Consider the following 20,269-nt stretch of genomic DNA (forward strand, 5'->3'; position numbering starts at 1 on the left):
CGAGGCTCAGCGCCGCTCGATCAGGTCCCAGAGATTGCCCTCGCAGTCCTGGAACACCGCCACACGGCCGTAGCTCGTCTCCCTCGGCGCCTCGAGAAACACGACGCCCCGCTGGCGAAAGGCATCGTGATCGCGGTCGAAATCGTCGGTCGCCAGAAACAGCGCGACGCGCCCTCCCGTCTGGTCGCCGATCCGCGCGCGTTCCGCCGTGCTCGCCGCCCGGGCGAGCACAAGCCCCGGCCCGCCTCCCGGCGGCCGCACCACGACCCAGCGCTTCTTCACCTGCGGATCGCGCGAGCTCACCGACGGCTCGTCCGCCACCAGCTCGAACCCCAGCGCCCCGGTGAAAAAGGCGATCGCGGGATCGTATTCCGCGACCACCAGCGTGACGAGATCGAGCCTCATCGCAGCCAGTCCGCGTAGTCGCTGACCAGAAGATGCGTCGGCGCCTCGTCCTCCTCGATGGTGGAGAACCGCCCGATCGGCTCGCGGAAGATGTTGTCGGTCTCGTCGTCGTTCACCGTGGAGACCTCCCCGATCAGCACGTCGCCGCCCTCGCCCCAGAAGGCGTGCCAGTCGCCGGGCATAAGGGTCACACTCTCCCCCGGCGCGAACCGCAGCTTTTCTCCGGGCCCGTAGGGCCGCGCGACCCCGTCGCACATCACCACGCCGCCCCGGTCTTCCGCGAAGTTGCCCTCGTCGTCCGAGCCGTGAAGCTCGATCACCAGCGTGGCGCCGCCGCGGTTGATGATGTCCTCGGCCTTGATGTGGTGCGTATGCATGGGAGAAAGCTGATCCTCCTTGGAGATCAACAGCTTCTCGGCATAGCACATGCCCTTCCCGCGGCTCAGGTCCTCGGGCTTCCCGTTCCTGAGAGTGAACAGGAACAGCCCCATCTCGTCATAGCGCCCGGCGCCGTAATCGGTGATGTCCCAGCCGCAGCGCGTGTCGATCACATGTCGCGCCTCCGCCGCCCTGGCCCGGAAGTCCTCGGGGCTCCAGCGCGCGAACGGCGGGAGCGCAAAGCCGTGCGCGCGGATCATCTCGTCCGCCTCCGCCATGATGCGATTGATCTCCGAGCGTTTCATAGGCACCTTCCCGTAAGTTATTTCCAACAATGATCCCGAGCCCGATGACAAGAGCAAGAACCAAGCTGACCTCAGGCGCCACGTTATGTTCGGCGGCGCTCTTCCTTTCGGGCTGCGGCGGCGTTCCGTTGCCCCTCGCGGGCGGAGGCGGGCTCGACATCGAGGACCCCGGCCCGCCGGTGCTCGACGCCGCGGCCCAGGGCTATGCCACGCCCGATCCCGCCTACACGCCCCCCGGCAGTCCCGGCGCGATCGGCTGCACCACCATCGTCAACTCCGTATCCACAGGGCCGATCTACACCGCAACCCGCTGGGGCCTCTCGGAGTGGGAGGACTTCACCCGCACCAACGACCAGGTCTCCCTGCCCGGCCCCGGCGACGACGCGCTGATCGCGGGCTACATCGTGGATTTCTGCCAGGGCACCCCCGTGGGCGACGTGCGCGACGCGGTGAACGTCTTCCTCTCGGCCCGGCCCGGCAGCAACGCGTCCCAGTTCGGCGGCGTCGATCCGCCGCTCGACGTGCCGGCGGCGGACGGACCCGATTCGATCCTGACGGGGGAGATCGGAACCGAGACCTGACCCGGGCGAGAGGCGGGCCTCAGCCCGCAGCCTGCGTCAGCCGTCCCGGCCGCGCGCCCGCGGCCCAGGCCCGGGCCGCGTCGCCGAAGGCCCGGAACAGCGCCCGGCTCACCTCGTCCTCCGCGGCGCGCCACTCCGGATGCCACTGCACCGCCAGCGTGAAGCCCGGCGCGCCCTCGATATAGGCCGCCTCGGCGGTCCCGTCGTCCGCGACGCCGTCCACCACGACTCGCATGCCCGGCTCCTTGATGCCCTGACCGTGCAGCGTGTTCGTCATCACCTCCGTCGCCCCGAAGAGCCGCGCGAACGGCCCGCCCGCACTCACCGTCACCCGGTGGCGGATGGCGAACTGCTCCTCCAGAGTGCCGTCGGGCGGCATCCGGTGGTTCATCCGCCCCGGCAGATCGCGGATCTCCGGCCAGAGCGTGCCGCCCATGGCCACGTTCATCTCCTGAAAACCCCGGCAGATCCCGAATATCGGCTGTCCCCGCTCCACGCAGGCCCGCACGAGGCCGAGCGCCACCGCGTCGCGGTTGCGGTCGAATTCGCCATGGGCCTCGGTCGCCGCCTCGCCGTATTCCTCGGGATGCACGTTGGGCCGCCCCCCGGTCAGCAGGACCCCGTCACAGAGATCGAGAAGCTCGCCCACGCCCACATAGGTCGGATCGGCCGGCAGGATCACCGGAATGCAGTCCGACACCTGCGAGATCGCCTCGGAATTCATCGTTCCGCCCGCATGGGTCGGGTAGCGCCCGTTGATGACGTGGTAGTTTCCGATGATGCCGATGACGGGCCGGGACATGCTTTTCTCCTCGAAACCATCGGAAACCTAGAATGCGCGGGCCCCGAGGGAAAGCCCGCGCCACCGCACAGGCCGCTCGCGCCTCAGGCCGCCTTGCGCTCCTGCCGGCGCGCATGAAGCACCGGCTCGGTATAGCCCGAGGGCTGCGCCCGCCCCTCGAACACGAGGTCGCAGGCCGCGCGGAACGCCACCCCGTCAAAGCCCGGCGCCATCGGCACATAGGACGGGTCGCCCGCGTTCTGCCGGTCCACGACCTCGGCCATCTTCTTCATCGCCGCCATCACGGCCTCTTCCGACACCACACCGTGATGCAGCCAGTTCGCCAGGGCCTGGCTCGAAATCCGGCAGGTCGCGCGGTCCTCCATCAGGCCGATGTCATTGATATCCGGCACTTTCGAACAGCCGACCCCCTGGTCGATCCAGCGCACCACATAGCCCAGGATGCCCTGCGCGTTGTTCTCCACCTCCCGCGCGATCTCCTCGTCCGAGAAATTGCGCCCCGTCGCCAGCGGGATCGTCAGCAGGTCCCCGAGCGTGCCCCTCGGCCCGCCCTCCGCGATCCGCGCCTGCACCTCGGGCACGCTCACCTCGTGGTAATGGGTCGCGTGCAGGGTCGCGGCGGTGGGCGACGGGACCCAGGCGCAGGTCGCCCCCGCCTGCGGATGGCCGATCTTGGCCTCCAGCATCGCGCCCATCCGGTCCGGCATGGCCCACATGCCCTTGCCGATCTGCGCTCGGCCCCGCAGCCCGCAGGCCAGCCCGATATCCACGTTCCGGTCCTCGTAGGCCGCGATCCAGGCGGCGTTCTTCATCTCGCCCTTCGGCACCATGGGTCCCGCCTCCATCGAGGTATGGATCTCGTCGCCGGTCCGGTCGAGGAACCCGGTGTTGATGAAGCACACCCGGCGCTTCGCCGCGCGGATGCATTCCTTGAGGTTGACGCTCGTGCGGCGCTCCTCGTCCATGATCCCGATCTTCACCGTGTTCCGTGGCAGCCCGAGGATATCCTCCACCCGGTCAAAGGTTTCGACGGCGACCTTCACCTCCTCGGGGCCGTGCATCTTGGGCTTCACCACATAGACCGACCCCGCCACCGAATTGCGCGCGCCGTCCGTCTTCTTCAGGTCGTGCATGGCGATCAGAACCGTCAGCAGCGCGTCCATCAGCCCTTCGGGGATCTCCGCCCCGGCGCCCGTCAGCACCGCCGGCGTGGTCATCAGATGGCCCACGTTGCGCACCAGCATCAGCGAGCGGCCCTTGACCTCCAGCGACCCGCCGGCCGTCCGATAGGTCATGTCCGGGTTCAGCTTCCGCGTCACCGTCTCGCCGCCCTTCTCGAAGGTCTCGACAAGATCGCCCCGCATCAGCCCCAGCCAGTTGCCATAGGCGAGGACCTTGTCCTCCGCATCCACGCAGGCCACCGAATCTTCGCAGTCCATGATCGTCGAGACCGCCGATTCCAGCCAGACATCCGAAAGACCGGCCACATCGTCCCGCCCGATCCGCGTGCTGCGATCTATCAGAAGTTCGATCTTCAACCCGTTGTTGTGCAAAAGGATCTGCAACTCCGCCACGTCGCCCGCATGGCCCAGGAACTGCGCCGGATCGGCCAGCCCCACCGCCTTGCCGCCCACCGTCACTTGCAGCGCGCCGTCCACCACGGCATAGCTCTCGGCCTCCGCATGGGAGCCTTCCGCGAGGGGCACCGCCCGGTCGAGGAACGCTTTCGCCCAGGCGATCACCCGCGCCCCGCGCACCGCGTCATAGCCGCCGCCCTCGGGCGCCTCGCCCAGCGCGTCGGTCCCGTAGAGCGCATCGTAAAGCGAGCCCCACCGCGCATTCGCCGCGTTGAGCGCGAACCGCGCATTGGTCACGGGCACCACAAGCTGCGGCCCCGCGATCTCGGCGATCTCGGGATCGACCCCGGCGGTTTCCACCTCGAAATCCGGCCCCTCGTCTCCGAGATAGCCGATCTCCTTGAGGAACGCGGTATAAGCCTCGGAATCATGGGCCTTCCCCGCCCGCTCCCGGTGCCAGCGGTCAATCTGCTCCTGAAGCCGCGTCCGGGTCTCGAGCAACTCCGCGATCCGCGGTCCGAACTCCGCCACGAGCCCCGCGAAGCCGCCCCAGAAGGCCTCCGGTGAAACGCCGGTGCCCGGCAGCGCCCGCTCTTCCACGAACTCCGCCAGACCCTGCGCCACCTGCAGCCCCGCCCGATCCACCCGATCCGTCATGCCGTTCTCCCACCTGTCGTGTCGGCGGGCAGGGTTAGACCGTTTGTTTCCTATCGGCAACGCCACCGCGCTCTCCACGGCAGCGATCAGAGCAGTAGCGCACGGAGTCCCAGTGCTTCGCCCATTTCTTGCGCCAAACGAACGACCTGCCGCAGACGGCGCATGTCTTCTGCGGCAGGTCCGCCTTGCGGCGCATTTTCGGCATCACGGGCTCCGGCGGGTCACTGCGCCTGTTGTATCGTGGCGCCCGGTGGCAGGTCGATAGGCGTCCGCTCGTCCTCGCCCGGCTCGTTGCCCTGCGCCGCCATCCAGATGATCAGCAGCGTCAGGAGCCCCAGCGCAAAGATCACACCGATGGCCATGCCCACGAGGGGCGGCCAGTGGCGACGTTCCTGCTTCTTCAGATCTGTTTCAGGTGCCGACATCGGAACCTCCTTTCCTTGCGGGCTGTTGCAGCCCGCTGGTCAGGACTCTAACGTCCCTCCGCGGCCCCGGTTCCGGGTCCGGCCCAGGTTCGAGAGGCCCTCTCATGAAAGACGCGGCGCCCGCCCAGATCCACCTCCGGGACTACACGCCCTGGCCCTGGGAGGTGACCCGCACGGAGCTCACGTTCCGCCTCGATCCCGACGCCACCCGGGTGACGAGCCGCCTCTCCCTCCGGCCGCGCCCCGGCGCCGCGCCGGCGCCGTTCTTCCTGCACGGTGAAGAGCTTGCGCTGCTGTCGGCGCGGATCGACGGCATCCCCGTCAGCCCTTCGGTCACCCCCGAGGGCCTGACCTGCGCCGTCCCCGACGGCCCCTTCACCTTCGAGGCGGAGGTCGAGATCGCTCCCGCCGCCAACACCGCCCTCGAGGGCCTCTACATGTCGAACGGCGTCTACGCGACGCAGTGCGAGGCCGAGGGTTTCCGCCGGATCACCTACTATCCCGACCGCCCGGACGTGCTCGCGCCCTTCGACGTGCGCATCGAGAGCGATGCCCCGGTGCTTCTGTCGAACGGCAACCCCGGCGCGAGCGGCCCCGGCTGGGCCGAGTGGCACGACCCCTGGCCCAAGCCCGCCTATCTCTTCGCCCTTGTGGCCGGCGACCTCCGGGCGGTGCGCGACCGCTTCACCACCCGATCGGGCCGCGCCGTCGATCTCGCCATCTGGGTCCGCCCCGGCGACGAGGACCGCTGCGCCTGGGCCCTCGAAAGCCTCAAGGCCTCCATGCGCTGGGACGAGGAGCGCTATGGCCGCGAGTACGACTTGGACATTTTCAACATCGTGGCCGTGGACGACTTCAATGCCGGCGCGATGGAGAACAAGGGCTTGAACATTTTCAACTCGGCTCTCGTCCTCGCCTCTCCCGACACGGCGACCGACAGCGATTACGAGCGGATCGAATCGGTCATCGCCCACGAGTATTTCCACAACTGGACGGGCAACCGCGTGACCTGCCGCGACTGGTTCCAGCTCTGTCTCAAGGAGGGGCTGACCGTCTTCCGCGATCAGGAATTCACCAAGGATCTGCGCTCCGCTCCCGTGAAACGCATCGAGGACGCAAGCCTGATGCGCGCGCGCCAGTTCCGCGAGGACGGCGGCCCCCTGGCCCATCCGGTGCGTCCCGAGAGCTTCGTCGAGATCAACAATTTCTACACGATCACCGTCTACGAGAAGGGCGCCGAGGTGGTCGGCATGCTGAAACGGCTGGTGGGGGACGACGCGTGGCGCCGTGGCTGCGATCTCCATTTCGACCGCCATGACGGGCAGGCGGTGACGATCGAGGACTGGCTCTCCGTGTTCGAGGAGGTGACCGCCCGCGACCTCGCGCAGTTCAAGCGCTGGTATTCCCAGGCCGGCACCCCCCGCGTCTCGGTCTCCGAGGAGTGGGACGGCACACATCTCACCCTCACCTTCCGCCAGTCGACCCCGCCCACGCCCGGCCAGCCCGAAAAGGCGCCGCTGGTGATCCCCTTCGCCATCGGGCTGCTGCACCCCTCCGGCGCCGAACTCCTGCCCACCACGGTGATCGAGCTGACCGCCACGACAGAGACCCGCCGCTTCGACGCAGCCGCCCTCGCCGCCGCGAAGGGGCTCGACACCGCCCGCCCCGTCGCCTCGCTCAACCGGGATTTCTCCGCGCCCGTGATCGTCGACCGCCCCCGCACCACCGAGGAGAACGCCTTCCTCCTCGCCCATGACACCGATCCCTTCCTCAGGTGGGATGCGGGCCGCGATCTCGCCCGCGCCGTCCTCTGCGACCGCGCCACCGGCGCCGCGGCCGATGACGGCGCCTATCTCGACGGTCTGGCCGCGGTGCTGGAGGACCCCGCGCTCGACCCGGCGTTCAAGGCGCAGGTCCTCGCGCTTCCGTCCGAGGACGACATCGCCCAGACCCTCGCGGACCGTGGCCTGCCGCCCGAACCGCTCGAGATCCGCGCCGCGGGCGAGACCCAGCGCGACCGTATCGCGGCCCGGCTCGGGGACCTGCTCGCCCGCACCCATGACGCCTCCGCGACACCCGGGCCGTACAGGCCCGACGCCGCCAGCGCCGGACGCCGCGCCCTTGCCGGCGCCAGCCTCGCGCTCCTCTCCCGCCGGGACGGCGGCGCCCTCGCCCGGGCCGAATTCGCCGCGGCCCCGGACATGACGCGCTCGCTCGCGGCGCTGTCCGCGCTCCTGTCGGTCGGCGCCGGCGCGGCGGAACTGGCCGCCTTCGAGGCGCGCTGGCGCCACGACCGGCTCGTCATGGACAAGTGGTTCGCCCTCCAGGTCGTCCGCGCCGCCCCCGCCGAGGCCGCCGCCACCGCGCGGCGGCTCATCGGCCACCCGCTCTTCACCTGGACCACGCCGAACCGGGTGCGGTCGGTCATGGGATCGCTCGCGGGCAATGCGGCGGGCTTTCACCACCCCTCCGGCGCGGCCTACGACCTCTATACCGAGGGGCTGCTCACCCTCGACGCCCGCAACCCGCAGACCGCCGCCCGCCTGTCCACCGCCTTCGAGACATGGCGCCGCTACGCGCCCGACCGGCAGGCCGCGATCCGGCACCGGCTCGACCGGATCGCCGCCACCCCCGGGCTCAGCCGCGATCTGGGGGAGATGGTCGGCCGGATGCTCGGCTGACCGTCCGCGTCCGCCCCGTTCCCGGAACCGGACTCGGCCGCATGCGCCAGGGGCCGCCGGCCGTGTGCGCCCGGGGACGTGGACACTGGCGCGGGTCTGCCGGGCGTCGTATAGAGCGGGGAACCGGGGACTGGCGGGGCGCGTTGCCCTCCGGGGCGGACCAGTCCGCTGTCATACGACCGTGATACTGCCATGGTGGGTGCGGGCCATGAAAGAGCGCATAGATCCGCTGATCGCCGAGAGGGCACCATGGCTGTTCGCTGACCGGCCCGGGACCCGTCTCGTCCGCGGCACGCTGCACCGCGCCCTCAGCTACGACCGCACGATCGCCATCGCCGAGACCCTGAAATCGAGCCCCTCGGCAGAGATCATGGCCCGCATGGGCGAGATGCTCGCCCGGGACGTCGACTGCACCGGGCTCACGAACATCCCGCGCGCGGGGGCCGCGCTGATCGTGTCGAACCATCCCACCGGCATCGCCGACGGGATCATCCTGCACCATTTCATCGCCCCGATCCGGCCCGATCTCTATGTGATGGCCAACAGCGACATCCTGCGGGTCATGCCGCAGATGGCCGACTACATCGCCCCCGTCGAATGGCGCAAGGACAAGCGCAGCCACGGCAAGACGCGCGAGACCATGGCCTTCATGCGCCGCGCGGTCTCGGACGACCGGCTCGGCGTGATCTTCCCCGCGGGCCGCCTTGCAAAGCGCCGGGGCCTCAGGCTCTACGAGCGGCCCTGGATGGCCTCTGCCGCGATGATCGCGCGCAAGTTCGACCTGCCGGTGATCCCCGTGCACATCCGCGCCCGCAACTCCGTGCTCTTCTACCTCTTCGACCTGATCCACCCGACGCTGCGGGACATCACGCTGTTCTACGAGACGCTGAACAAGCATCGCCAGCCGTTCCGCGTCACCGTGGGCGAGCCGATCTCCCCCTCCGCCCTGCCGGAGACCTCCGAGGACGGAATCGAGATGCTGCGCCGCGCGACCCTCGCCCTCGGCGGAGAGGATGCGCCCACGGTCAGCCTCGTCCGCGCGACCCGCCGCCCGCTCCTGCGGTTCTGAGCGACGACCCTCCGCGCCTTCGCGCCGATGATCCGTTATCGTCCCGGAAGACCCATGGTGCTCAGCCGCGGCTGTGCGGGCGCCATCGCCTCGGCCACCGACGTCGGCGCGGGCCGCGCCTGGGGCCGCAGGCTCGCCATCACCGCGAGGTTCTGGCGGCAATAGTCCTGCTCGCGGGTCCAGGCCGCCATCTCGGCGCGCTTCGTGGAGGAATGGAACGGCCCCCAGTCCAGCATCCCCTGGCTGACCGTGCCCCGCGACGGGATCTGCCGCGCCATGATCCGGACCGAGCAGGCGAGGTTCAGATGCGGGTCCTTCAATTCCTCGCCCGTCCGCGCGGCGCAGCGGTAGTGCCGCGCCGTGGGCGGATAGACCTGCAGAAGCCCGTACCACTGCCCGCCGCCGCCCACGGCCCTGGGGCGGTAGCGGCTCTCGTGATAGGCCAGCGCCGACATCATCCCGACCCAGAAGGCCCGGCGCATGGCCGGCGGGTTCGTGGCATAGGCCGGACACCAGGTCTCGATATCCGCGGGCACGATATCCTCGAGCCCGCCGCCATGGCGCCGGATCGCCGCGAGCGCCGCCGTGGTCCAGCTGTCGGCCCCGCCGATATGGTCCCATTGCGTGTCGGGAATGTAGATCTGCCGGCTGGGCACCGGCAGCGGAGGCGGCCCCTCGATCACCCTCGGCGGCACGCGCACCATGTGCACGGGCCGCACAGGGGGCCGGACCTCGGACAGCCGCTCCATCCGCGCCTCCGCGGCAAGGCGCAGGGCGTCGGAGCGCAGCACGGGCGCGATCGGTGCCCCGCCCATGTCCGCCGCGGCCCCCGCCGCGCATACGTACATGACGAGACCCGCCAGGATGGCGCGGCAGGCAGACATCCCGGCCTACCTGCCCCCGCTGCCCCCGCACCGCAAGACGGCGGCGCCGGAGCGGGCGGATCCTTGCCGAAAGGCTATTGCGCCGGGGCCGCGCAATAGGACTGCTGCGACACCCAGGCGCGCATGTCCTCGCGCTTCGAGGCCGAATGGAACGGCCCCCAGTCGCGCATCCCCCGGCTCACCGTGCCGTGGCGCGCCACCTGCCGGGCGGCGATGCGGACCGCGCAGTTGATGTTGGCGACACCGTCGCGCAGGGCGCTGCCCGATTGCGCCTCGCAGCCATAGCCGCGCGCCGTGGCGGGCGCGATCTGCACGAGGCCGAACCAGCGGCCCCCGCCGCCCACGGCCCGGGGGTTCCAGGTGCTTTCGTGCTTGGCGAGCGCCGACAGGAGGCCGGTCCAGAACGCCTGCCGCTCCTCGCGCGTCGCAGTCTCGTAGCCCGGGCACCAGGCGGCGATATCGGCGGGCACCATGTCGAGGAGCGTCGCACCGTGGGTCTCCATGGCCGCGAATCCCGCCGCCGTCCATTCCGAGGCCTCCGGCCGGTGGTCCCACCGCATCGTCGCGAGCGTCGGCGTCAGCTCGGGTTCGGGGGAGGGAGGGGGGACAACGGCACAGGCCGAGAGACTGAGGGCGGCGGCGATAACGGCGAAAAGGCGCATGAGTCCATCTGAGGTGGCACCGGACCCGTCGTCCGGCGCCCGTCCTCTGCCCCGTCATTTCCCGTAGGTCGAGTCGGCCGCCCGCCGATGGGCGATCCTCTGCCGATCGGCCCTGCGGCTCTCCCCGCTTGAAGCTGCCCCGGCCAGCCCATAAACCCCTGCCCAGCGCGCACAGGCGGAGGCCCCCATGCTCGACCATCTCGCTTTCGAAAGCCCGAAACCCAAGGTGATCCGGGGCGCCACCGGCGACTGGGAACTGGTGATCGGCCTCGAGGTCCATGCCCAGGTCGCCTCGAACGCCAAGCTCTTCTCCGGCGCCTCCACGGAATTCGGCGCCGAGCCCAATTCCAACGTGGCCTTCGTGGACGCGGGCATGCCCGGGATGCTGCCGGTCATCAACGAGGGCTGCGTGGCGCTCGCGGTGAAGACCGGGCTCGGCCTCCGGGCCGCGATCAACCTGACCTCCGCCTTCGACCGCAAGAACTACTTCTACCCCGACCTGCCCCAGGGCTATCAGATCAGCCAGCTCTATCACCCCATCGTGGGCGAGGGCGAGGTGATCGTGGACATGGGCCCAGGGCTCGCCCGCCGCGTGCGGATCGAGCGCATCCACCTCGAACAGGACGCTGGCAAGTCGATCCACGACATGGACCCCGCCATGTCCTTCGTCGATCTCAACCGCACGGGCGTGGCCCTCATGGAGATCGTCAGCCGTCCCGACATCCGCGGCCCCGAGGAGGCCGCCGCCTATGTCGCCAAGCTGCGCCAGATCATGCGCTATCTCGGCACCTGCAACGGCGACATGCAGAACGGCAACCTGCGCGCCGACGTGAACGTGTCGGTCTGCCGCCCCGGCGACTACGAGCGATACCAGGAGACGCAGGATTTCTCCCATCTCGGCACGCGCTGCGAGATCAAGAACATGAACTCCATGCGCTTCATCCAGGCCGCTATCGAGTACGAGGCCCGCCGCCAGATCGCCATTCTCGAGGACGGCGGCAGCATCGTGCAGGAAACCCGCCTCTACGATCCCGACAAGGGCGAGACGCGCTCCATGCGCTCCAAGGAAGAGGCCCATGACTACCGCTACTTCCCCTGCCCCGACCTTCTGCCGCTGGAGATCGAGCAGGCCTGGGTCGACGGCATCGCCGCCTCCATGCCGGAGCTGCCCGACGAGAAGAAGGCGCGCTTCGTAAAGGACTTCGGCCTGACGGAATACGACGCAGACGTGCTGACCGCCGAGGTGGAGAACGCCCGCTATTTCGAGGCCGTGGCCCAGGGCCGCGACGGCAAGCAGGCCGCGAACTGGGTCATCAACGAGCTCTTCGGCCGGCTGAAGAAGGACGACCTCGGAATCGCCCAAAGCCCCCTCTCGCCCGCACGTCTCGGCCAGATCATCGACCTCATCGCCTCGGACGCCATCTCCGGCAAGATCGCCAAGGACGTTTTCGAGAAAGCCTACACCGAGGACCGCGACCCCGCGGAGATCGTCGAGACCGAGGGGCTGAAACAGGTCACCGATACCGGCGCCATCGAGGCCGCCGTGGACGAGGTGATCGCCGCCAATCCGGGTCAGGTCGAGAAGGCCAAACAGAACCCGAAACTCGCCGGCTGGTTCGTCGGCCAGGTGATGAAGGCCACCGGCGGCAAGGCGAACCCCAAGGCCGTCAACGATCTGGTGGCGGCCAAGCTGGGGCTGTGACCGGCCATGGTGCCACCTTCGGCCGCACCGCCGGGACCACGGCGAGGTCGGGCATCGTGCGGCGCTTTACTCAAGGTCATCCGTGTGCAAGTCAGCCGGACCGGGTCGGGACCGGCCCGGACGCGTCGCCTCTCCCAGGATTGACCCCCATGCATATGAACGCCCTCGTTCCCGCCCTCGTCACCTCGCTGGCCCTCCTCGCCGGCCCGGCCTCCGCTCAGGACGGTCCGAAAGACTACAGCGACGGGGCGCGCGGTACGGTGACGCTGCCACAGGGAGACCGCTCCTTCGCCGACCGCGTCGTCTCCTACACGGCCGGAACCGGCACGATCTCTCCGAGCGCCTCCGACCCTCGCGTGGCGCTCGGCCCGCCGGATTTCTCGGGCGATGTGAACGACGGCACCTTCGTGTCTCTCGGATGCGACGGCACCCTGGTCCTGCAATTCGAGGACAACGCGATCATCGACGTCGACGGGCCCGACCACTACGTCTTCGAGGTGGGACCGAATGTCGAGGGCACGGCCCTCGCCGTCTCGGAGGACGGCACCGACTGGATCGACCTCGGACAGATCAGCGGCGGCCGCGCAGAGATCGACCTTTCCGGCGTGGCCCCGGCCGATACCAGCTTCCGCTTCGTGCGCCTCACCGATGACGGCATCGAAAGCGGCACCCGCTACGCCGGCGCGGACATCGACGCCGTCGCCGCGATCGGATCGAGCCTGCGCTTCGTGCTCGACGGCGCGGTCCTCTTCGCCGTGGACAGCACCGAACTCAGGGCCGAGGCGCTGGCGGCGCTCGACGACCTCGCGGAGGAGATCGCCGCCGCGAGGCTCGACGCCTTCCGCGTGGTCGGCCACACCGATTCCGCCGGGAGCGACGAGTACAACAACGCCCTCTCCCAAGCCCGCGCCCTCGCGGTCCGCGACTACCTCTCGGGCCTGCCCGTCCTCTCCGGCGTGACCATCCGCGCCGAGGGCCGCGGCGAGACAGAGCCGGTCGCGGACAACGGCACGGACGACGGCCGTGCCCTGAACCGGCGGGTCGAGATCATCGGCTACTGAACCGCCCGCGGGCCGGGTCGCCTGATCACGTAAAAAATAACGACATCAATGCTCTGATGGGGCGTCCACACGTGGACGCCCTCACTTCACGTCCAGCGCCAGCGCCCGTAGGGTGGGTTTCCAACCCACCTCCCCCGTAGGGTGGGTTTCCAACCCAACGCGCCCGCAGGCTGGGCTTCCAACCCACCGCGCCCAACGCCGGGACAGAGCCACCCCGCCGGGACGCTCGTCACCTCACATCCAGCGCCAGCGCGTGAATCCGGTCCATCACGTCGCCCAGCGCGCCATGCACCGCCCGGTGCCGCTGCACCCGGCCCATGTCCTTGAAGGCCGCGGCCTCGATCTCCACATGCCAGTGGCTCTCCCCCGATCCGTCGTCGCCCGCATGCCCCGCATGGCGCGCGCTGTCGTTCCGCACCACCAGCCGCTCCGGCGCGAAAGCCGCCTCCAGCCGCGCACGGATTTCCGCCTCTATCCCCATTTTTCCGCCCTCTGCCCCCTTACAAGTGCCGCGCCATGGTCTAAACTCCGGCGGCCCTACACGACAAGGAGCCGACATGCCAAAGCCAGATCCGTTCGGATTCGACCTCTCCGTCTCGGCCTCCAAGAAGAAGAACCCGCGCGGCCGCCGCGGCATGTCGGGGGCGTTCGAGACCTCCCAGAGGGTCTGCGACCACGAGGGCTGCGAGGAAGCGGGCAAGTACCGCGCCCCGAAAAGCCCCGACACGACCGACGACTACTACTGGTTCTGCAAGGAGCATGTGCGCGAGTACAATCTGAAGTGGAACTACTTCGAGACCGGCTCCGACCAGGACTACCTCGACCAGGTCGAGCGCGACCGCGTCTGGGAACGGGAAACCAAGCCCTTCAAGAAATCCGTGGAGGAACGCGCCTGGGCCCGGCTCGGCATCGAGGACCCGCACGCGGTCCTCGGCGACAACGCCACCCGCAACCCTGGCACGGCCCGCAACGGCAGCCGCCGCCTCCAGCCCACGGAACGCCGCGCCATCGAGATCCTCGACGCCAAGGACACCTGGACCAAGACCGAGATCCGCAAGGCCTACAAGGCGCTGATCAAGGTGCTGCATCCCGACATGAACGGCGGCGACCGCAGCCACGAGGACCAGCTGACAGAGGTCGTCTGGGCCTGGGACCAGATCAAGGCCTCCCGCTCCTTCAAGGACTGAGCCCCCGGCAGACCGGGGGCCTCACCCCCGGAGCCGGCCCGCGCCGCCGCCGCGGCTCCCCTTCACGCGCGCCACCGGGAGCGGCACGAAGATCGACTCCCGCTCCTCCCGCCAGCGCTGCATCAGCAAATGGACGCCGACGAGGCTCCCGGTCCAGGCGACGGCCAGCACCGGCAGGTCGATCAGGGTCACCGCCAGCACCAGCGGCCCGAACATCGTGCCGTAGATCGGCAGCACCAGCGTCCCCGCGATGACCGATCCGGAAAAGCCGAGCACCAGCGCCGCGAAGATCGCGCGCGTCCAGCCGGCCGGCCCCGTCTGCCCCAGGCTCTCCCGCACGAGGTAGAACCCGCCGAGACCCCCGGTCACGCCCGCCGCCAGGATCCAGAGATCGTACCAGCCCAGCGCCACGACCGGCAGGACCGGGCCCGTGTCGATGCGTCCTACGGAAACGCGGCACAGGATCGCGCCGCCTGTGGCCACGATGAGCCACGCCAGCACGCGCGCCCGCTCACCCCGGCTCTCCACTGTCAGCCAATCGGCTATCCTGCCCACGGCCCGTCCATCCTGCCTGTCATCGGCAAGCGCGTGCTGCCCGAACATGGCGGAAACATGGCGGGATCAGGGCAATCCCGGAGCACTGGCCGCGCACCCGCGACAGGCCTGCGCGGAGCCGCCCATCGGGTCCTTTCCGGCACCAATCCCGTCCCCCCGCGCCGCGGCCTTCCCCTTGCGGGCAGGGGAGATATGTTGCATCCCCGGCGTCGAGACGCGCGCCCTGATGGAGAGGCAGACCGATGGCCGACGGCATGATGGACGGAAACGCGAAACCCACGGAGGACGTGTCGGTTCGCGATGTCTTCGGCATCGACACAGACATGCACGTCAAGGGCTTCCCCGAACGCAGCGAGCGCGTGCCCGAGATCGACAGCACCTACAAGTTCGACCGCGACACCACCATGGCGATTCTGGCTGGTTTCGGCTACAACCGTCGGGTGATGATCCAGGGCTATCACGGCACCGGCAAGTCGACCCATATCGAACAGGTCGCGGCCCGTCTGAACTGGCCCTGCGTGCGCGTGAACCTCGACAGCCACATCTCCCGGATCGACCTCATCGGCAAGGACGCGATCAAGCTGCGGGACGGCAAGCAGGTGACCGAATTCCACGAGGGCATCCTGCCCTGGGCGCTGCGCAACGCCGTGGCCATCGTCTTCGACGAATACGACGCGGGCCGCGCGGACGTCATGTTCGTGATCCAGCGCGTTCTGGAACATGACGGCAAGCTGACGCTGATGGACCAGAACGAGATCATCACGCCGCACCCCTCCTTCCGCCTCTTCGCCACCGCGAACACCGTGGGTCTGGGCGACACCACCGGACTCTACCATGGCGTGCAGCAGATCAACCAGGCACAGATGGACCGCTGGTCCATGGTCGCCACGCTGAACTACCTCAGCCACGACGCCGAGGCCGCGATCGTCCTCGCCAAGGCGCCCCACTACAACAGCGCCGACGGCCGCAAGACCGTCAGCCGCATGGTGACCGTGGCGGATCTGACCCGCACCGCTTTCATGAACGGCGATCTGTCGACGGTCATGTCGCCCCGGACGGTCATCGCCTGGGCCGAGAACGCGCGCATCTTCAAGGACGTGGGCTACGCCTTCCGCCTGTCGTTCCTGAACAAGTGCGATGAACTCGAGCGTCAGACCGTGGCAGAGTTCTACCAGCGCTGCTTCGACGAGGAACTGCCCGAGAGCGCCGCCTCCACCAGCCTCGGCTGACCGCGACGCACCGGCCCGGCGCCGCCGGCTGCGCGATCATGCGCAGCCGCACCGCCCTCCCGTAGGAGGCGCGTACATGCGCGCCACTCCCCGCCTGCCACACCGCAGCACCGTGCCTGCTTGACGCCCCGGCCCGCTCTTCGGGCCGTCCCGGTGCGCCCTTGACCCGCGCCACCTCCGGGGCTGTGCGCGTCATCCCACACCCACCGGCAAGACTTTCCAGACCGCACAAGATTCAGGCGGAACGAAAACCGAACCGCCCTATTCTCCCTCGGTATGGGAACGCTGATCCGCCTTCTCGCCCTCGTGGCCCTTCTCCCGCTCCCCGCCCTCGCGGCGCCGGACACCCCCGAGGATCGCCTGCGCACCTTCGCCACCTGCGCCGGCCGCCTCTCGGCCCGGCTCGAACATCACTGGCTGATGTCCGACCCCCCGGGCGAGACCGAAAGCCACCGCGAGACCACGCTCGACATCCTCGCCCTCCTCACCCCGCCCGACCGCGCCACCGAGGCCCTCGCCCTCCGCATCCAGGCAAAGGCAAGCTTCGCCGCCCTCCTGTCGCGCGCCACCTTCGGAACCGATCCCGCCGACAGGCTCTGGGCCGAAACTCATGCCCGCCGCCTCCTCGCCCCCTGTACGGACCTGCTGCTCGGCTGACCGTCAGAGATGCCGCGCGAGGACCTCCGCCGTGGCCTCGGGCGCCTCCACCGGCATCAGGTGCCCGGCGCCCGGCACCACCTCGATCAGCGCCCCCGCCGCCTCGAGCGGGGCGGGGTCCGGCGCATCGGGCGTCACGCGCGCCGGATCGCCCCCCGGAAAGGTCGTCTCGCCATAGACGAACACCCGCTTCCCTGGATGGGCAAGAAAGGCCTCCCGCACCCCTGGCGCGAGGTCCACCAGCCCCGCCGCCATCTCGTGCAACGCGCGCGGATCGTCGCCCCGGCACGCGGCATGGATCGCCGCGGCGAGCCTGTCGCCCTCCAGCGCCCTCGCGCGCAGCTTCGCCTGCCGCTCGGCAAAGCCCCGCGCCACGAACGCCTCCACGTCCTGCGCCGCGATGGCCGAGGAAGCCGCCCCGCCCCCCGGCGCGAAATTGCCCTCGCCCACGATCAGCGTGCCCACCAGATCGGGCCGCCGCTCCGCCACGAGACAGGCCACCGTCCCGCCGAGACTGTGCCCGAAGACATCGACCGCCCCCTCCCCGATCTCGAGGATCAGGGCGATCACCACCTCTGCCAGCGTGGCCGGATCGTGGCGCAGGCCCCTCAGCGGCTCGCTCTGTCCGGTCCCCGGGAAATCCAGCAGCACCAGTCCCCGCCCGAGCCGCCCGGCAAGCCCCGCCAGATAGGCCGAGCGCGTCCCCAGCCCCGGCAGGCACAACACGGGCGGCCCGTCAGGCCCGGTGCGGCCGTAATGGATCAGGGCATCGCCCGGGTCATGGTGAAAGGTCGGCATGGCCGCGGGAGGCTAGCCTTGCCCCCCGCGCCCCGCAAGCGGCCTCAGTTCTGCCCGGTGCCGCCCGACCGCCGCATCATCAGGGACAGGAACTCGTCCGGGCTGACCCCCGGCGGCAGGACGATCACCGTGCCGCCGCCCTCGGTCCGCTCCACGCGCATCTCTCCCTCCGCGGCGGTCGCGTCTCCGGACCGCGCAGCACTCCCCGAGACGCCGGTCTCCTCCGCCGAGGCGCCGGCGCCGTTCTGGCCGTCCTCGCCGGCCTCCGGCAGGTCGCTCACGCCATGCTGCTCCCGCTCGGCGCGCAGGCGCATCTCGGTGACGATGGCCTCCTGCGCGTCCCGCAGCCCTTCTTCGTAGCCGGCGCGATACCCGCTGTCATAGATCAGCCGCGCGAAGCTCTCGATCTCCTGCGCGATGGTCCCGCCGATCTCGGTCCGCGCGGTCTCGTTCACCGGGTCCGTCTCGCCGATGTCGGGCGCGTCGGCCTCCCGGATCGCCTGCGCCGTGGGCGGCCCGCCCACCTGCGCGTCGCCGTCCGTGGCCTCGTCGGTCTGCGCCAGCACGGGCGCCACGGACAGCATCAGGGCCGTCCCGCCCGCCAGAATGGGGTTCAGACGCGTCATCACGATCTCCTCCGGTCGTCTCGAGCATCCCCTCGCCCCCGGAACCGGCGCGCGCGCAGCGATGTTCCGGCCCTTGCCAACCGCCCCGCCTTGACCGATGTCTGAGCGATGACCAAGTCCGCCGACAATCCCGCCGAACCGTTCAAGAAGGCCCTCGCCGAGGCGACCCGCGTGCTCGCCGACGATCCGGAGCTCGGCGTCACCTATTCGGTCGACCCGCCCGGCCAGTCCTCCGACGGTCTACGCCTGCCGCAGGTCAGCCGCCGCCTCACCCGGGACGAGGTGCTGCTGGCGCGCGGCACGGCGGACGGCTACGCGCTGCGCCACCGCTACCACGACCCCCGCGTCGCCGCGCGCTACATGCCCGAGGGCCAGCTCGCCCGCGACCTCTACGAGGCCATGGAATCGGCCAGGGTGGAGGCCCTGGGCGCCGAGCGGATGCCCGGCACCGCCGGCAACATCGATGCCCGGATCGGCGCCGAGGCCCGCCGCAAGGGCTATGCCCAGATCCGCGACAAGGCCGAGGCGCCGCTGGCCGCCGCCGCCGGATACCTCATCCGCCACCTCGCCACCGGCCGCCCCCTCCCCGAGGGCGCGGCCAACGTCATGGACCTCTGGCGCGGCTTCATCGAGGAAAGCTGCGGCGAAACGCTGGGCGCGCTCGACGACTGCCTCGCCGACCAGCAGGCCTTCGCCCGCATGGCGCGCAAGCTGATCGAGGACATGGGCTACGGCGACCAGCTCGGCGACGATCCCGATGCCCCCGACGAGGACGAGGAGGAGACCGCCGAAAGCTCCGAAGAGGACGAAAGCCCCGACGACGCCAGCGAGGACGGCGAGGACGAGAGCGAGGACATGGACGCCTCGCCCGAAAGCGCGCAGGACCAGGAACAGGACCAGTCCCAGGCCCAGGTGAACCTCGACGACATGGCCGATGCCGAATTCGCCGAGGAAACCGAGATGCCCGAGGGCGAGGCGCCGACCGAGCCGCCGCCGCCCCCGCCCCATTCCGAGGCCGACCCGAACTACACCGTCTTTTCCGACACCCATGACGAGGAGATCGGTGCCGAGGACCTTGCCGAGCCGGTGGAACTCGAGCGCCTGCGCGCCTACCTCGACCAGCAGCTCGAGCCGCTGAAGGGCGCCGTGGGCCGTCTGGCGAACAAGCTCCAGCGCCGCCTCCAGGCGAAACAGTCCCGCTCCTGGGAATTCGACCGCGAGGAAGGCATCCTCGACGCCGGCCGCCTCGCCCGCGTCGTGGCCAACCCGACGACGCCGCTCTCCTTCAAGGTCGAGAAGGACATGGAATTCCGCGACACCGTGGTGACGCTGCTCTTGGACAACTCGGGCTCCATGCGCGGCCGCCCCATCTCCATCGCCGCGATCTGCGCCGACGTGCTCGCCCGCACGCTGGAACGCTGCGACGTGAAGGTGGAGATCCTCGGCTTCACCACCCGCGCCTGGAAGGGCGGCAAGGCCCGCGAGGCCTGGCTCGCCGCCGACCGGCCCGCCGCGCCCGGGCGCCTCAACGACCTGCGCCACATCATCTACAAATCCGCCGACGCGCCCTGGCGCCGCTGCCGCGAGAACCTCGGCCTGATGATGAAGGAGGGGCTCCTGAAGGAGAACATCGACGGCGAGGCCCTCGAATGGGCGCACCGCCGCCTCCTCGTGCGGCCCGAGCAGCGCAAGGTGCTCATGGTCATCTCCGACGGCGCGCCGGTGGACGATTCCACCCTCTCGGTGAACCCGGCCAACTATCTCGAAAAGCACCTGCGCGACGTGATCGCCATGGTCGAGCGCCGCCGCGCCGTCGAACTCATCGCCATCGGCATCGGCCATGACGTCACCCGCTATTACCAGCGCGCGGTGACCATCACCGATGTCGAACAGCTCGCCGGCGCCATGACCGAACAGCTCGCCGGCCTGTTCGACAAGGACCCCCGCAAGCGCGCGCGGGTTCTGGGGATGAGGAAGGTGGCCTGAGCGCAGGCGGTTTCTGGACTTCCGGACCCGCAAGGCAGAGGG

Annotated in this window: 21 protein-coding genes; 9 read left to right on the forward strand and 12 right to left on the reverse strand. The window is 69.8% G+C overall.

The features are described from left to right. Positions 1 to 6 precede the first annotated feature (6 nt). Together EAT49_RS13455 and EAT49_RS13460 are read right to left on the reverse strand one after the other, a co-directional pair. Positions 7 to 405 carry a VOC family protein gene (locus EAT49_RS13455; RefSeq protein WP_123642803.1) on the reverse strand — a complete coding sequence of 133 codons (399 nt, stop codon included), beginning with the start codon at positions 403 to 405 and terminating at the stop codon, positions 7 to 9. After that, a complete protein-coding gene (locus EAT49_RS13460; RefSeq protein WP_123642804.1) occupies positions 402 to 1,088 on the reverse strand; it encodes a D-lyxose/D-mannose family sugar isomerase in 687 nt (228 codons plus the stop codon). The genes EAT49_RS13455 and EAT49_RS13460 overlap by 4 nt, the downstream gene beginning before the upstream one ends. A 44-nt stretch (positions 1,089 to 1,132) precedes the next feature. Between EAT49_RS13460 and EAT49_RS13465 the strand changes: the two genes are divergently transcribed. After that, positions 1,133 to 1,669, forward strand: a complete 537-nt coding sequence (locus EAT49_RS13465; protein ID WP_123642805.1) for a hypothetical protein — start codon at positions 1,133 to 1,135, stop codon at positions 1,667 to 1,669. Between the two features lie 19 nt (positions 1,670 to 1,688). Here EAT49_RS13465 and EAT49_RS13470 read toward each other — a convergent pair whose 3' ends face one another. The 4 genes from EAT49_RS13470 to EAT49_RS13485 all read right to left on the reverse strand — a co-directional run bounded on the left by EAT49_RS13470 (position 1,689) and on the right by EAT49_RS13485 (position 5,130). Continuing rightward, positions 1,689 to 2,471, reverse strand: coding sequence for a gamma-glutamyl-gamma-aminobutyrate hydrolase family protein (locus EAT49_RS13470; RefSeq protein WP_123642806.1), 783 nt, complete (start codon positions 2,469 to 2,471; stop codon positions 1,689 to 1,691). 83 nt (positions 2,472 to 2,554) lie between these two features. Next, positions 2,555 to 4,705 (reverse strand): malate synthase G, encoded by a 2,151-nt coding sequence (locus EAT49_RS13475; RefSeq protein ID WP_123642807.1) that lies wholly within the window; start codon positions 4,703 to 4,705, stop codon positions 2,555 to 2,557. Positions 4,706 to 4,739: 34 nt separating this feature from the next. Then, positions 4,740 to 4,910, reverse strand: a complete 171-nt coding sequence (locus EAT49_RS13480; protein WP_123642808.1) for a DUF2256 domain-containing protein — start codon at positions 4,908 to 4,910, stop codon at positions 4,740 to 4,742. A gap of 16 nt (positions 4,911 to 4,926) precedes the next feature. After that, entirely contained in the window at positions 4,927 to 5,130 is a 204-nt protein-coding gene (locus EAT49_RS13485) for a hypothetical protein (protein ID WP_123642809.1), read from the reverse strand. A gap of 104 nt (positions 5,131 to 5,234) precedes the next feature. Between EAT49_RS13485 and pepN the strand changes: the two genes are divergently transcribed. Together pepN and EAT49_RS13495 are read left to right on the forward strand one after the other, a co-directional pair. After that, complete coding sequence (pepN, locus tag EAT49_RS13490) at positions 5,235 to 7,811, forward strand: aminopeptidase N (protein ID WP_123642810.1); 2,577 nt, start codon at positions 5,235 to 5,237, stop codon at positions 7,809 to 7,811. 208 nt (positions 7,812 to 8,019) lie between these two features. Next, positions 8,020 to 8,880 (forward strand): lysophospholipid acyltransferase family protein, encoded by an 861-nt coding sequence (locus EAT49_RS13495; protein ID WP_123642811.1) that lies wholly within the window; start codon positions 8,020 to 8,022, stop codon positions 8,878 to 8,880. A 35-nt stretch (positions 8,881 to 8,915) separates the two neighbouring features. Here the strand turns inward: EAT49_RS13495 and EAT49_RS13500 are convergent, their stop codons facing one another. Then, complete coding sequence (locus EAT49_RS13500; RefSeq protein WP_246003848.1) at positions 8,916 to 9,764, reverse strand: lytic transglycosylase domain-containing protein; 849 nt, start codon at positions 9,762 to 9,764, stop codon at positions 8,916 to 8,918. A 74-nt stretch (positions 9,765 to 9,838) separates the two neighbouring features. Then, positions 9,839 to 10,426, reverse strand: a complete 588-nt coding sequence (locus EAT49_RS13505) for a transglycosylase SLT domain-containing protein (protein ID WP_123642812.1) — start codon at positions 10,424 to 10,426, stop codon at positions 9,839 to 9,841. A 187-nt stretch (positions 10,427 to 10,613) separates the two neighbouring features. On the opposite strand from EAT49_RS13505, the gene gatB reads away from it, so the two are divergent. Then, positions 10,614 to 12,128 (forward strand): Asp-tRNA(Asn)/Glu-tRNA(Gln) amidotransferase subunit GatB, encoded by a 1,515-nt coding sequence (gene gatB, locus EAT49_RS13510; RefSeq protein WP_123642813.1) that lies wholly within the window; start codon positions 10,614 to 10,616, stop codon positions 12,126 to 12,128. 149 nt (positions 12,129 to 12,277) lie between these two features. After that, positions 12,278 to 13,189: an OmpA family protein gene (locus EAT49_RS13515; RefSeq protein WP_123642814.1), complete on the forward strand. Its 912-nt coding sequence runs from the start codon at positions 12,278 to 12,280 to the stop codon at positions 13,187 to 13,189. A 229-nt stretch (positions 13,190 to 13,418) separates the two neighbouring features. Here EAT49_RS13515 and EAT49_RS13520 read toward each other — a convergent pair whose 3' ends face one another. Continuing rightward, the gene (locus EAT49_RS13520; protein ID WP_123642815.1) at positions 13,419 to 13,670 is read right to left on the reverse strand and encodes a BolA family protein; all 252 of its coding nucleotides are present in this window, start codon (positions 13,668 to 13,670) and stop codon (positions 13,419 to 13,421) included. Between the two features lie 76 nt (positions 13,671 to 13,746). On the opposite strand from EAT49_RS13520, the gene EAT49_RS13525 reads away from it, so the two are divergent. Then, a complete protein-coding gene (locus EAT49_RS13525) occupies positions 13,747 to 14,376 on the forward strand; it encodes a DnaJ domain-containing protein (protein ID WP_123642816.1) in 630 nt (209 codons plus the stop codon). Positions 14,377 to 14,397: 21 nt separating this feature from the next. Here EAT49_RS13525 and EAT49_RS13530 read toward each other — a convergent pair whose 3' ends face one another. Beyond that, complete coding sequence (locus EAT49_RS13530) at positions 14,398 to 14,931, reverse strand: hypothetical protein (protein WP_185020754.1); 534 nt, start codon at positions 14,929 to 14,931, stop codon at positions 14,398 to 14,400. 242 nt (positions 14,932 to 15,173) lie between these two features. Between EAT49_RS13530 and cobS the strand changes: the two genes are divergently transcribed. Together cobS and EAT49_RS13540 are read left to right on the forward strand one after the other, a co-directional pair. Next, a complete protein-coding gene (gene cobS, locus EAT49_RS13535; protein WP_123642818.1) occupies positions 15,174 to 16,160 on the forward strand; it encodes a cobaltochelatase subunit CobS in 987 nt (328 codons plus the stop codon). A gap of 276 nt (positions 16,161 to 16,436) precedes the next feature. Then, positions 16,437 to 16,817 carry a hypothetical protein gene (locus tag EAT49_RS13540; protein ID WP_123642819.1) on the forward strand — a complete coding sequence of 127 codons (381 nt, stop codon included), beginning with the start codon at positions 16,437 to 16,439 and terminating at the stop codon, positions 16,815 to 16,817. A gap of 3 nt (positions 16,818 to 16,820) precedes the next feature. Here the strand turns inward: EAT49_RS13540 and EAT49_RS13545 are convergent, their stop codons facing one another. Continuing rightward, entirely contained in the window at positions 16,821 to 17,615 is a 795-nt protein-coding gene (locus EAT49_RS13545) for an alpha/beta fold hydrolase (protein ID WP_123642820.1), read from the reverse strand. A gap of 44 nt (positions 17,616 to 17,659) precedes the next feature. Further along, entirely contained in the window at positions 17,660 to 18,241 is a 582-nt protein-coding gene (locus EAT49_RS13550) for a hypothetical protein (RefSeq protein WP_123642821.1), read from the reverse strand. Between the two features lie 108 nt (positions 18,242 to 18,349). On the opposite strand from EAT49_RS13550, the gene cobT reads away from it, so the two are divergent. Next, positions 18,350 to 20,227 carry a cobaltochelatase subunit CobT gene (gene cobT / locus EAT49_RS13555; protein WP_123642822.1) on the forward strand — a complete coding sequence of 626 codons (1,878 nt, stop codon included), beginning with the start codon at positions 18,350 to 18,352 and terminating at the stop codon, positions 20,225 to 20,227. Positions 20,228 to 20,269 lie beyond the last annotated feature (42 nt).

Origin of the sequence: Histidinibacterium lentulum (assembly GCF_003789055.1) — a bacterium.
GTDB lineage: Bacteria > Pseudomonadota > Alphaproteobacteria > Rhodobacterales > Rhodobacteraceae > Oceanicola > Oceanicola lentulus.